This is a genomic window from Paeniglutamicibacter cryotolerans, assembly GCF_014190875.1.
Classification (GTDB): domain Bacteria; phylum Actinomycetota; class Actinomycetes; order Actinomycetales; family Micrococcaceae; genus Paeniglutamicibacter; species Paeniglutamicibacter cryotolerans.
The window spans coordinates 1,799,454-1,812,999 of the sequence record NZ_JACHVS010000001.1; the positions used below are offsets into that span (position 1 = coordinate 1,799,454).

Sequence of the window (13,546 nt, forward strand, 5' to 3'; positions counted from 1 at the left end):
CTCCTGCCATTCTGATGGAATGGCGGGGGCAGGACTGTCTCCTCTAGCGCTCCCCCAGCACTGCGGAACCCTCGCCACGGTCGAAGCGACCGCGATAGGTGTCAGGGTACATGCAGGATCAAGACGAGGGAAGAGGCCGCGTTGACTCATAAAAACCTCCGCGTAGCCAGATGCGTTGCCTCGGCTGAGTGTGGACAGTCATTATTTACCGGGGTCATACTGGCGAGATGCGCGAAGTAATCAGCACGCCCAACGCACCGAGTTCCCCGTTGTACAGCCAAGGCATCAAAGTGGGGGGGCCATGTTTACGTTACGGGATTGGTCGGTATTGATGTCGCCACGGGCCAACTTGCCGGACCATAAATCCAAGAAAAAACACGGCAGGCGCTCGTCAACTGCAGAAGCGTCCTGGGAGCTGCGGGGGCCGGCCTCGATAACGTGGTTGAGGTCGGGGTATTGCTCGCGGACCCGGCGGACTTTTCCGGCATGAATGACGAATACGGAACATGGTTCCCCGTCAGCCCCCGACTCGCTACACGACAAAACTCGGTGCCGTGGTTCCTGGAGTCCTCATCTCCATTCGCATGACTGCGATCATCGAGTAGGCAACGCCCCGCCGCGCAGGTGAGATCGAGCTACCTCCCTGTTGTGCTTATAGCGTTTTCGTTTGTGGAAGTGCGCTTGGCGATGGTCGTACGAAGTGCCCGATTGTGACGATAATGTTCGTAAGGCATGACCGTCAGCAGGTCCACAAACGGACTCGTGTTACGGGCTGTGTGGCCCTGCAGCTAGACGATGCGGGGGCTGCGCATCGGTCCAGCCACATATCAGGTCCGAGGAAAGCACGTCGATTGCACCAAGATGTTGGTTCCAGAAACGATGTTCCGACCGAAAATCCGGCCACCCTCAAAGTGGCTTGCCGCATCGCACGCGAAACCCTGCAGGCTTCACATGCCCGCGGTCCTGAATATCGGTCAACCCTGATGTTTTGTCCGCAGGCCAATCACCTGACATCCGTGATTTCACGAGCAAAAATGAGCCTTGAGTACTTCACGTTCCCGTGTGCTGAACCGCCCCCGTCCTCAGTGCGGGAAGCGCACACTGAAGCTGGCACGGGAGTCGAGCCTCCGACTAGCTGCTCGGCTCCACGGCTTGCGAGCGTTGGAACATGGTGCTCGTCGCGGAGCTTTCGTTTGGTCAGGAGCGGTCCAGCCCGATGAACGCGCCCAGTTCGGCGAATACGGCAGGATTCGAGGGCATGTAGTTGGTCAGCTCGGGGGAGCGGATGATCACGGCGCGCCATTGCCCGCGCGAAACAGCCACATTGACCCGGTTGCGGTTGAGGAGGAACTCCATGCCTCGAGGTGCATCCACCGCGGCCGAGCAAGCCATCGACATCAGTACAACGGGGGCCTCCTGGCCCTGGAACTTATCCACCGTTCCGACCCGTGCCTCGCCGAGCCCGGCGGCGTCCAGCGCATCTCGGACGATGTTGACCTGCGCGTTGTAGGCAGCGACCACGAGGATATCGGATGCTTCCAGCGGGCGGCTTCCCCCGCCCTCGCGCGGGTCGTGCCAAGGAAGTCCAAGGTGCGCGTGGATCTGGTTGATTACCTCGGCAGCTTCCTCGACGGAGGAGGTGGAGTTGCCCTGATGGGACACCATGACCGTGTGCACGCCGGGTTCGGCGCCTTCCAGATGCCGGGCCGATGCGGCGGGCGTGGATTCAAGCTTTCCGCGGTAGCTCAGCTTCGAGACGGCGGCGCATAGTCGCGGGTGCATCCGCCACGAATCGGCTAGGAAGTAGCCCATGGGTTCAGGCAGCGTGCTGTGCCCGGCCGAGAGCCAGCCCAGCGCCGATTCGTCCACTGGTTCCGGGTGCTGGCCCTGGGTGACCTGGGGAAGCTGCTGCGGATCCCCGAGTAGCAGCAGGCGCTTGGCCGACCGTGCCACGGCCAGGGTATTCGCCAGCGAGTACTGTCCGGCCTCGTCGATCACCAGCAGGTCAAGGGAATCGGCACCCACATGGTTGCCGGTCATCGTCCAAGCGGTCCCGCCGATGAGTGCGCCGTTTCCGGAGCCGAGCAGACCTGACAGGCCCTCATCCGTTTTCACGCGCCAGGGCACCGAATCCGGATCGATGCCGTCGCGGACCTTCTTGCCCACCAGATCGGGATCCACACCGGCCTTGTTGATCGCCGCGCGCAGCATGTTCTCCACCACGGCATGGGATTGGCCGACGACCCCGACGTTCCAACCACGGCCCACCAGCTCGGCAATGACATGCGAACCGACGTGTGTCTTACCGGTGCCCGGTGGGCCTTGTACAGCGAGGTAGGAATGGTCCAGGTCGGACACTGCGGCAGTAATGGCCTTAATGTAGTTGTGCCGGCCGTGCTCATCGGTTTCCAAGGCGGGCAGTCCGTTCAGCGTGGCAAGCTGCGGGGAACGCCGGCGCAGGATGTCCAGGCCCGGGTGTGCCGGCAGGTCCGGAACGGTGGCGCCGACCTCCTGGGCAAGCGCAGCAAGTGCGGCGCGCAGGCTTGCCGTGTTCACCGGCTTGTTGACCAGCAGGCGGATCGGCAGCTCCCCGTCGGCCGGCAGCTTCCCGGTTTCCTTCTCGCGCAGCACGATCCGGGACATGGTCTCGTCTCGGGCGGCCTTGCCCAGTGCATCATGGGCCGGCTCGATGCTCTCGACCTCGGCATCCGGTGCGGCATAGCGTCCGGTTTCCGTGGACACCGGGAACATGTAGGTTTCCGGGGCGGGGCCAGACATGACCCGGTGCCATTTGCTGCCCTCGCGGAAATCCGATCCCTCGGGGGCGGTCCCGATCAGCTCCACGAACCGGGTTTTCATCCTTGTCCGGGCTCCTCCGACCTTCGCCCAGTCCTCCAGCACCGTGGCGCGGTGGACCAAGAAAGAGTTGCGAGTTTCGGCGAGGTCCTCGTCCAGCGCATCGATGTTGCTGAACAGGTCCCACCAGTACTGCTTGTCCTCGCGCCGGTGGTAGCCGGTGGCCGCGGCGACCATGGCGATCGCAGCCTCCTCCGGCGTCGCGTCGCGGTCATCGGGCAGGGCAGCCAGATAGTCACGCAACCGAATTTCCTCGGGTGAGGGTTCCGGCACCGGGGCCTGGGCCGCCGAATCCGGCAGGGCTTGCTGAGCGTGGGACTCCCAGGCGGTGGCTGGTGCCAGCGAGCGCAGCCAACGGTCGAGCTCGAGCGTGGAGAGGCAATCATATTCGTTGTAGTCGGAGATGGAGGTCAGGATCGTGGCGGCCACCGCCGCATCCCCGCCATCGCGTGCCTCGGTGTATTTCGAGTAGGCGACCACCGAGGCGCCGGCGTCTTTCACATCACCGGAGCGAAGGTTCTCGCCCATGTACAGCGGCTCGATCTTCTTGATCGAGTATGAGGCCTCGGTGATCCGCAGCGAATTGCGCACCGTCTCGTAGAGGTCCACCAGCAGGCCCTCGCGCAGCCAGTCGTCCACCGTTTCCTCGCCTGCCACGTGGCGAAGGGAAAGGTTGCGCAGCGCCGACTTCTCATACGCGGCATAGTGGTAGACGTGCAGCTCCGGCCAGGTCTTACGGCGGTCCTCGACATAGGCGAGGAAGTCCAGGAACGCCTGGCGCTCGCCGGCACGGCTGTGCGCCCAGAACGGCTTGAAGACAGCACTGCCGGTGTCGACCTCGATGACCCCAAAGAGGTATTCCAAGCCCCAGCCCTCGTTGGTGTCCTGCCACAGGGGGTCGCCCTCGAAATCGAAGTAGATGTCGCCGGGGCTCGGTGCCGGAAGCCGGGAAATGGTCTGGGTGGGCAGCAGCCGATAGCCCACTGTGCGTTCGGTGCCGTTGGCGGTGAAGGTGCGAGAGCCGTCCGGTTCCTGCACCCCTGTCTGCATGCGGGCCTGGTCGCGCAGCTTGGAGACCGCTCCGGTGGCCGCCGTGGCGGGCATCGCCGCCAGCTCGTCGATGGTGGTGATTCCGGCGTCCATCAGCTTCTTGCGTCGTGATGAGCTCATGCCCGCCACCAGCAGCAGGTCCCGGTGCGCGGTGACCTGTTCGAAGCAGTAGTCGCAGCGCCCGCACGCGCCGATCCCGGGCTGGCCCCAGGTCACGGCGTTTCCGGCGCGCGCCGCAGCGCTCATCGAACGGAAGCGGTCGCGGCGGTCCCGGAAGACCGGCAGCAGGTCGTGGATCTCATGCACGCTGTGGGTGTTATCGCCGAGCACCAGGCGGGTTTCGCTGTGCAGCGGAATGCCCGAGGCAAGCAGCTGGTCCCCGTAGGCGGCCAGCTGCAGCAGGGCGGTGACCTTGGCATGGCGGGCCAGCTTCGAGTCCCAAACCGAGTAGGCACCGTCGGGCTCGCGGACCAGGAAATCGGCGAAACCAACGAACTCCCCGTCGAAGAACGTGGCTTGGAAGACAACGTCTGCGCCGATGCGCAGGGCCTCGAGGGTTTCGTCGCGGGCAGCGCTGAGCGCAGTCCGGTTGCTGTCGGCGCGGGCCAGCTGTTTGACTCCAGTGCCGGTGGCCCGGTCCCATGGACCGAATTGGTTGATCAGCCCGTGCAGGACCTTGTTTTCGTGGACATCACCCAGGGCGGCGGCGCGGTCGAGCATTTCATCGGTGCCGAAGTCGGGCTTACCCGTTCGTCCCAGGCGCAGATCCAATACCCGCAGCGACCGGTATTCACATTCGCTGGCGGTCACCAGGTCGCTGGCCGAGAAGACCAGGTCGGCCGGCGCGCCGGCGATATCCGATGCAAGCAAGAACAATGGGGGAGCCTCCGAGGGGCATCATGCCGCGGCCGGTTGCCGCGTCCTGCTTCGAATCTAACAGCCCGGGCCGACACCCGGCGGCGGGAAGGGCGTCCGCCCTGCCGCGTGGAGAACCGGTTTGAGTCCCCCCTCCGACTGAATACCGAATGCCTAATGGGCGGCCTTGCCATGGAGGCTGCCAAGAAACCGGTTTCCTTTGCCCCTTCTTCGCCTTCGGGGGAGACCGTTGGGCCAACCCGGCCATACCGGCTCAGTGGCTGGCAGACCTCAGCTTTTCGGCCACCTCCAGCGCATCCCCGGAGGGCGCATGCGACTTGCCGTCCGGACGGGCGGCGAAGAGGTAGATCAATCCGACGCCGGCCACCACGGCGAAGCCGATCAGGACCGTCCAGTCGGTGAAGAAATCGCCGGTGCTGGTCGGCTTCGCCAACAGGTACAGGGCAAAGAGCCCGTAGGCAAGGGCGGCCACGTTCACCACGATGCCGAAGGATCCGAGACTGAAGGGCCCGGCGGGCTTCCATCCGCGAAGCCGCTGGCGCAACGCGGCGAGCACTACGGACTGGAAGGCGACGTAGATCCCCAGCACGGCGAAGCTGGTGACCTGGGTGAGCAACTGCTCTGAACCGAAGAAGATCAACACGCTGATCAACACCGGGATCAGGCAGGCGACGATCAGCGCATGGGTCGGGACCTTCGACTTCGGAGAGACCTTGGCCAGCCAGGCGTGCCCCGGAAGCATTCCATCGCGGGCAAAGGAGAAGACCAGCCGCGAGGCCGCCGCCTGCAGCGAAAGTACGCAGGACATGAACGCCATGATGGCAACGACGAGGAAGACCTTGGCCCCGATCGGGCCGAGCGCCGATTCCAAGATGGCGGGGATCGGATCGGGATCCTGACCGGCGACGATCTTTTGCAGATCAGGAGCGGCAAGCACGTATCCGCCGAAGGAGAGCAGAGCCGAGACACCGCCGACCAGGATGGTCATGACCATGGCCAGCGGAATGCGCCTGGCCGGGTTGTTGACTTCCTCCGCCACATCGCCGCAGGCCTCGAAGCCGTAGAACAGGAACAATCCGGCCAGGGCCGCACCCATGAACGCCGCGGCGTAGGAGCCGTTTCCTTCCACTCCCATGGAATCGAAAAACGTGGAGAAGGGGTGCTTGCGGTCGAAGATCAGCAGGTAAAGGCCCAGCGCTATCACCCCGGTGAGCTCGGCGACGAGCCCGATCCGGGCCGCCGTAGCGAGGGTTCGGGTGCCGGTGAAGTTCAGCGCCAGCGCAACGAACAACAGGACCAGGGTTAACAACAGGGTGGAGCCGCGGGAGACCTCGACGCCGAAGATGCTGCCCAGGAAGCCGGAACCGAATTGGGCGACCGCCGTGATGGTCACGATCATCGCCCAGATGTAGATCCAGGCCGCCATCCACGCGTAGCGACGGCCCCAGAGCCGCCGGGTCCAGGGGTAGATGCCGCCGTGGATCGGGAACTGCGAGACGACCTCACCGAAGACCAGTGCAACCAGCAGCTGGCCGCCGCCGACGATCAGCAGCCAGAAAATCGAGGGCGGTCCGCCGGTGGCCAGGGCCACGGCGAAGAGCGAATACACGCCAACGAGCGGGGACAGGTAGGTGAACCCCAACGCGAAGTTCGACCAGAGCGACATCGACCGGTCGAAAGAGCCGGTGTAGCCCAAGACGGCGAGATGCTCGTTATCATCCAAGCGCTGGTGCTGTTCCACGAAGACCTGCTTTCCACCCGGCGGAAACCCCGGTTCGGCCCGTGCTGGCACCGACCCGCGGCAGCGGGCGGAGCCCGCTAGCTGAGAGGGTACGCCCGAAACCCGGAGTTGCCCATGGTCCGGAAGGCCACGTCAGTCGCCGATCCGCACGGCCGCCTCGCGTAGGTTCTGTTCCACCAGCGTGTAGGCGTCGCGGGCAACGGCCTTCCAGAGCCGCAGCGCCAATTCCGGGCGCTGCTCCTCCAACTGCTCGATGGCCTGCGCACCGAGCAGTTTCAGCCGTACCGGGCCCCGCGCCGTGACCTGGGTGACCTGGTCGCCGCCGGACCCCAGGGCTATCTCCCCGAAGGTCATGCCCGGGCCGAGCATCGCGTGGCGGACCAGATGCCCGCCTTCGCTGGTGCTGGTGGTGACCTTGCCGGAGAGGATGAAATACACGCCGCCGAAATTCTCGCCGGTCTTGCGCAGGAAGATCCCGTCCTGCACCTGTAGCGGGACCATGAGTTCCTCGAGCACGGCGATGTCAGCCGTCGAAAGTGGGGCGAGGACGTCGAAATCGGGGATGTCCACCTCGGTGGCGCTCAGGTGCTCGCCGCCGTACCGGGCCAGCAGCTGCTCCTCGGCCCATTCGACCGCCTCGGTGCGGGTGGTGAAGAGCGGGTCCCCCTCGGCGCAGACGTGGGAGCTGGTCGCCCCGGCCTCGTCGATCAGCCCCAGCACGCGGCCCTCCTCTGCCAGCTGGTCGCGCAGCTCGCACATCATGGCCAGCGCCACGGCATCCGTCTCATCGACCCGGCGCACGTCCAGCAGCACCAGTTCCACCTCCGGATCCAGTTCGGTGATGGCACGGACCATCGATTCGGTGCCGGCGAAGAGCAGGTCTCCGGTCAGCTCCACGATCCGGGCCCGGTAGCCCTGCGCGTCCAGCAGCTCCTCCTCGGCCTGCGAATGGCGTACCGCCGAGGGGACGGCCCGCACGTCGTAGCTGCCGCGCACGGTCGAGCGTCCAATGCGTGCGGCGCGGACGAAGTGCAGCCCCATGTCCCGGCTCATCCGTTCGCAGGCGGCCACCCCGCGCACCGAGGAACCGTGCGCATCCAGCGGCGGCGAATACACCGCCAGGCCCAGCTGGCCCGGCAGTACTGCGATGAGCCCGCCGCCGACACCGGACTTGGCTGGAAGGCCCACCGTGCTCATCCACGCGCCGGCATCGTCGTACATCCCGCAGGTGGTCATCACCGAAAGCACCCGTTGCACGGCGTCCAGGCCCATGGCCTGCACGCCGGTCACCGGGTGGCTGCCGGCGTTGGCCAGGGTCGCGGCCATCATGGCCAGGTCGGGCGTGGTGACCATGACCGAGCAGGCCCTGAAATAGTCCTCGAGCGCCCGCGTCGGATCGGTTTCGATGATGCCGAAGGAACGCAGCAGGTAGGCCAGTGCGCGGTTTCGGTGCCCGGTCTGTGCCTCGGAATGGTAGATCTCCTCGCTGACCGCCAGCTGACGCCCGGCGCAGAGCGAGAAGCGTTCCAGAATGCGTTCGAAGCGGGTGGCTCCGGGGGCCTCGGGAATCAGCGAGACGGCGGCGATGGCCCCGGCGTTGATCATCGCGTTCGCCGGGCGGCCGGTGTCCCTTGCCAGCGAGATCTCGTTGAACGCGTCTCCGGAGGGTTCGACGTCGATCTTCTCGTCCACCGGCCCGGCGCCGAGGTCATCCAGTGCCAGCCCGTAACTGAAGGGCTTGGAGATGGACTGGATGGAGAACTCCGACTGCGTGTCGCCGACCTGGTAGACGTGCCCGTCCACTGTGGCCAGGGCTATGGCGAATTCGTCGGGATTCACACCGGCCATCGCCGGGATGCCCTGGTAGGGGACGCCGCCACGCAGCCGGGACAGGTCGGCGTGGAGTTCGCGCAGGTAGCCTTCGATGGGGGATCGCATGTGCCCAGCATAGGCCTGCGCCCCGCGCCCCCGCGCGGTGGCGCCGGTCGGTGTTATTGCTGGCGGGAGGCCTCGGCCTGGCGCAGCAGGTAGCGCTGCAGCTTCCCGCTGGGGGTCTTGGGCAGATCCCGGACGAACTCGATGCGGCGCGGATAGGCGTGGGTCGCATAGCGGGTCTTGACCAGCTGCTGCAGTTCGGCGACCAGAGCGGCATCGCCGGTGATGCCGGCCGTGGGGACGACATAGGCGATCAGCACCTCGCCACGCAGCTCGTCGGGGACCCCGATGACAGCGGATTCGCGGACCGAGGCGTGCTCGGCGAGCACCGATTCGATCTCGAACGGGCCAATCCGGTAGCCGGACATGATGATCACGTCGTCATCGCGCGAGGAGAAGAAGAAGTAGCCCTGCTCGTCGACCATTCCCGCGTCTCCGGTGTAATACCAGCGCCCGTCCGAGCTGAAGCGCTCGGCGGTGCGGACCGGGTCGCCCGTGTAGCCGGGGAACCACATCATCGAGGAGGCAGGAACGTCGAGGGCCACGCGACCGCGCTCGCCCGGGTCGGCTATCTCGTCGGAATCCAACTTCAGCACGGCGGCCGCGTAGCCGGGCATCGGCCCGCCCATGGAACCGGGGCGCAGCTCGGCGATCACGTCCGGTGCCCAGCCGTTGATGATGCACATGCCCATCTCGGTCTGCCCGTAGTGGTCGCGGACCGGGGTGCCCAGCACCTTGGCCGACCAGTCGATGGTGGTGGCATCCAACGGCTCGCCGGCGCTGGAGGCGCGCAGCAGCTTGAGCCCGGGGAGCCCCTCGGGGCGTTCTGCGCGCATGGAGCGCACGATGGTCGGCGCGGCGGCGAAGTTGGTGACGCCGAACTTCACCAGCACCTGCCAGCAGAGTTCGGCGCTGAAGCTGGTGGACAGCAGCAGGTTGCGCCGGCCGGCATAGAGCGGGGCGAGGATGCCGTAGTACAGCCCGTAGGCCCAGCCCGGGTCCGCGACGTTCCAGAAGACATCGTCCTCGCGCACGTCCAGCCCGTAGTGGAAGTAGGCGTCGAAGGCCTCCAGTGCGCGGACCGGGACCGGGACGCCCTTGGGGGTGCCGGTGGTGCCGGAGGTGAAGATCTCCACTATCGGGTCATCGAGCCGGCGCACCGCCGCCTCGAAGCCGGTGGGCTGTTCGGCAAGCATCAGTGCCAGCGGGCCCTCGGGGCCATCGGCCTCCAACACGCTCAGGTTCAGCTCGCGGGAGAGTTCATCGGTGGCGAGCTTGGGCAGTTGCGCGCTGTCGGCAACCACGACGCGGGCTCCGGCGCCTTCGAGGCGGACCCTGATGGCCGGGGTGGCGAAGGCGGTGAAGAGCGGGACATGGACGGCGCCTAGGCGCCAGATGCCCAGGAGCATCGAGATAAGTTCGGAGCTCTTGCCCATGAGCGTGGCGACGCGGTCGCCTGGCTGCACGCCGAAGGATGCCAGCAGAGCGGCGGCGCGTTCGGAGTCCTCGCGCAGCTGCGCAAAGGAAAGGTCGGCGTGATCCAGCTGTTCGTCGATGACTGTGAACGCGGTGTCGGCAGCCGGGTGCCTGTCGCAGAGCAGTTCCGCGACTACCACCTCGTGGGGGAGTCGGGATTGTACGGAGAGTGGGGAAACCGGCATGTCATCACCTTGGTTAGAGACTCTGTGTGTGTGGGTGTTCGGACGGGCGCCGGCACCGTTCCCCTGAAGCTATCAGGGCCGGTGCCGGCCGCCCGTCACCATGAAGCGCTGACGAAACGAAGGCCAGCTGCCTATTTGCCGCGGCGCCCGAACAGCAGCGAAGCGATGACGGTGCCCGCGGTGACGGTGTAGACGGCGGGCCAGGCGCCCAGCTTCTTCGCCAGCGGGTGCGAAAGCCCGAACGCTGCCAGATAGGTCCCGGTCAGGGCAACGGCCCGTGGCGTGCCGGCGTTGCGCTTCCACAGGGCGAAGGCGCCCGCTCCCGCGGCGGCCAGGACGGCTCCTCCGAGCTGGCGGTTCTTGGTGGCCCGGGCGGTCTGGAACCCGCCGATCAGGCCGGCGCCCGAGAGCAGGGACGGCAATAGCGAACTCATGTACGACTCCTGATGTGGGTAACTGTTTTCCCTCAGCGTAGTCCCGCCAGCTGTCGGGAGGCTGTGCAAGCGATGATTGCTACGCTGGAATTTCCAGGCCGCCGGTGCAGGCCGCATCGGGCTCGGGGGTCTGGGAGCCGAGCCGGTATTTCTTGATGAACACGTCGATCCGCGGTCATCGACGGTGTCTGCAGACAGCTGGGCACCCCAGGCGCTGAGCACTATGGGGGAGGCCATGGTGTGGATTTGCCCCGGTGGGGTTTTGTGCCCGGCAGGCGAAGTGGTGCCATCAAGCGTCCGGGCGGACATCCAAGCCATCCCAGGCTGCGAGGAGGCCTGGGGGAGCCACCAGATGTTCAGCCAGGTGAACGTCTGCCCCGCTTGCTGTTGTTGGGTCAGGGCGATGTCATAGGCGAAGGTGCGTACCGCCTCGTTGGTCGAGCAGCCGCGGATGATCATCGACAGCTCGACAGCTCGACAGCTCGACAGCTCGACTGCCTGGTGGCTGGGTTGCATCTCGCGGGCAAAGCCTGCCTCGACCGATGCGTTGGCCGGGTAGCCGGTGTTCGGGCTCATCGTGCCGAGAATCCATCCACCGAAGCCGATGGCCAGGACGAAGGCGGCAACGGCCAGGATCAGGGCACAGGAAACGGGGCGCCGTGACGGCGCAGAAGAGGTGGACATCGGGGGTCCTTTATATGGTGATCAACCGGCGTGCCCGCCCCCTGCTGGAGGGGGGGGGCAGTGGACGGCGGTGGGGCAGGTCGCGGTGAGCTGCCCGGTCGGCCGGGGCAAGGCACTGCGGGGAAGGTGGAGCATTGTCCGGGCAATGCCGGACCCCGGAGTCGGCAACCACTGTGCCCATCGTTTCCGTGGCGGCGTCCTGAGTTCCGGAGGATGGGGAAACCGGCGCCGGGTTGGCATCCAACGCGAGGAACACGAAGGAGAACCGAGCGGCGAACGATGCCATGGATCTCCTTCCCCGGACCGTGCCCGGCCATAAATAACAGTTGAGTCGGCGAGCGTAAAGTTCGAATGTGGGAGAAGCCCGGGAATCGCGATCCGTGTCGCACCACGCGCGCAGCGGAAATCGGCCCGCGTTGCATCAAGTGACGCGACGTTGCCGGTTAGGGCCGGGAGCCTGCGGGTGCCGCCCCGGACTCCTGGTCCCGTCCCCGCCCTGGCGCGTTTGCCGAGTTCACGCCCGTGGCCCATAGGCTGAACACATGGAATTTCTTGCACGGTGGTGGGACGCGGTCCTGGCCGGATTCGGACGTGGCGAATCGCTGCAGGCGCCCCTGCCGGTGCTGCTGGGCCTCCTTGCCGTGGCCGCGGTGGTTTCGGTGCCGCGGGCCAGCTGGCGCTGGTTCGGGCTCTACGTGACGTTCGTGCACGAACTCGGGCACGCATTTGCCGCGCTCATGACCGGACGAATGGTCCATGGGCTGAAGATCGGGCTCGACCATTCGGGCGAGCTGGTCTCCAGCGGTCGCGGCCGTTTCGGCGCCGCCTGGTCCGGGTTCTGGGGCTACCCCGCGCCGGCCGTGGTGGGCGCGGCGCTGATCTGGGCGGCAGGGGCAGGATATTCCGGGGCCGCGCTATCCATTGGAGCGCTGTTGCTGCTCGCCTCGCTGATCTTCATCCGCAATTGGGCCGGGATCCTGGTCTCGCTGTGCTGCGCGCTAATAGCCCAGTTGCTGGTTCTCTTTGCCGCGCCAACGGTGGTCGCCTGGGTCATCCTGTGTCTGGGCATCGGCCTGCTCGTGGGCTCGGTGCGCGACTGGTTCAAGGTCGCCGCCGTCCATGTGCGGCACCGAAACCGGATCGCTTCATCGGATGCGTACCTGCTTGCGCGCCGCACCGGGGGACCGGCGTGGCTGTGGCTGAGCGGATTCGCCGTGGTCATCCTCGCCGCGGTGTCCTTCTCCGTGTACCAGTTCAGCTTCCTGCTCGCCTGAGCCCGGGGATCCCCTACGCTGGAACGGTGGTCAATTACACGTTCAGGCAGTTGCAGTATTTCGTTGCCGTCGCCGACAAGGGCTCGCTCTCCGGGGCAGCCACCGCCTGCCATATCTCGCAGGCGGCCATGTCCCAGGCGATCGGCGAGCTCGAGCGCATCGTCGGTTCCCAGCTACTGGTGCGGCTCCGGGCGCGCGGCGTGGTGCTCACCGCCGTTGGTACCCAGTTCCTGCTCGATGCCCGGGAACTGATGCGCCATGCGGAAGAGGTTCAGAACCGGATCGGCGAACGCAACGCCACGTTATCCGGGCCGCTGGTGATCGGCTGCTACTCGGGATTGTCGGCCTTCTGGATGCCGGTGATCTGCGAGCAGTTCTCCAAGCCCAACCCGGGACTCGACGTGCGCATCATCGAAGGTGACGGCACCGAACTGCAGGAACGCATGCTTGAGGGCTATTTGGATGCGGTGCTCACCCATACCCGGCATGTGCTGCCACAGGTCCAATCGACAACCATCATGGCGGGACGACCCTATGTGCTGCTGCCAGCGGGCCATGTGCTGGCCCGCAGCGGTCGCGTGAAACTGGCGGACCTGGCTGATGAGGACTTCGTTTCACTGGACATCCCCTCGGTGCGGGACAACCAGATGGTGAACCTGCGCATGTCCGGGCTGGACCCGAAGATCGCCTGGAGCTCCTCGAACCTGGAGACGGTGCGTGGCATGGTTGCCCGGGGCCTGGGCTATACGGTGCTGGTCCAGCGCCCGCCGGTTAACCTGAGCTACGACGGGCTTCCGCTGGCCATCGTGGAAATCGACGGACCGGTGGGAAACAGCGACATCTGCGTGGCCCACACCGCCTCGGTCAGGCCGAGCCTGCGGCTGCGGGCGTTCATCGCCTTCTGTGAGCGGATCGGGGTCGAACGCGAGGTTCATGCAGCCAGCCGGTGATGGCGTAGTCCCCAGCCGTCGAATCGTCACAGCCGGTTACTGGCTTTCAAACAGCCTCGGCATATCAGCGACGAGCATCGTTGAT

At 66.0% G+C, this 13,546-nt stretch carries 8 protein-coding genes; 3 read left to right on the plus strand and 5 right to left on the minus strand.

Going from position 1 to position 13,546, the window contains the following annotated elements; genetic code table 11:
- Positions 1 to 408 precede the first annotated feature (408 nt).
- On the plus strand, positions 409 to 588 hold the full coding sequence (locus E9229_RS19345) for a RidA family protein (RefSeq protein ID WP_246380638.1): 180 nt from the start codon (positions 409 to 411) through the stop codon (positions 586 to 588).
- Between the two features lie 609 nt (positions 589 to 1,197).
- Here the strand turns inward: E9229_RS19345 and E9229_RS08480 are convergent.
- From E9229_RS08480 to E9229_RS19815, 5 genes are all read right to left on the minus strand, one after another.
- On the minus strand, positions 1,198 to 4,782 hold the full coding sequence (locus tag E9229_RS08480; protein WP_183510782.1) for a TM0106 family RecB-like putative nuclease: 3,585 nt from the start codon (positions 4,780 to 4,782) through the stop codon (positions 1,198 to 1,200).
- A gap of 253 nt (positions 4,783 to 5,035) precedes the next feature.
- Positions 5,036 to 6,523, minus strand: coding sequence for an APC family permease (locus E9229_RS08485; protein ID WP_312855638.1), 1,488 nt, complete (start codon positions 6,521 to 6,523; stop codon positions 5,036 to 5,038).
- Between the two features lie 132 nt (positions 6,524 to 6,655).
- Positions 6,656 to 8,461, minus strand: a complete 1,806-nt coding sequence (gene glsA, locus E9229_RS08490; protein ID WP_183510783.1) for a glutaminase A — start codon at positions 8,459 to 8,461, stop codon at positions 6,656 to 6,658.
- Between the two features lie 53 nt (positions 8,462 to 8,514).
- Positions 8,515 to 10,119: an AMP-binding protein gene (locus tag E9229_RS08495; protein ID WP_183510784.1), complete on the minus strand. Its 1,605-nt coding sequence runs from the start codon at positions 10,117 to 10,119 to the stop codon at positions 8,515 to 8,517.
- A gap of 131 nt (positions 10,120 to 10,250) precedes the next feature.
- The gene (locus tag E9229_RS19815) at positions 10,251 to 11,237 is read right to left on the minus strand and encodes a DUF305 domain-containing protein (protein WP_183510786.1); all 987 of its coding nucleotides are present in this window, start codon (positions 11,235 to 11,237) and stop codon (positions 10,251 to 10,253) included.
- Positions 11,238 to 11,779: 542 nt separating this feature from the next.
- On the opposite strand from E9229_RS19815, the gene E9229_RS08505 reads away from it, so the two are divergent.
- Both E9229_RS08505 and E9229_RS08510 read left to right on the plus strand, forming a co-directional pair.
- Positions 11,780 to 12,511 (plus strand): M50 family metallopeptidase, encoded by a 732-nt coding sequence (locus tag E9229_RS08505; protein ID WP_183510787.1) that lies wholly within the window; start codon positions 11,780 to 11,782, stop codon positions 12,509 to 12,511.
- Between the two features lie 26 nt (positions 12,512 to 12,537).
- On the plus strand, positions 12,538 to 13,461 hold the full coding sequence (locus E9229_RS08510; protein WP_183510788.1) for a LysR substrate-binding domain-containing protein: 924 nt from the start codon (positions 12,538 to 12,540) through the stop codon (positions 13,459 to 13,461).
- Positions 13,462 to 13,546: the final 85 nt, after the last annotated feature.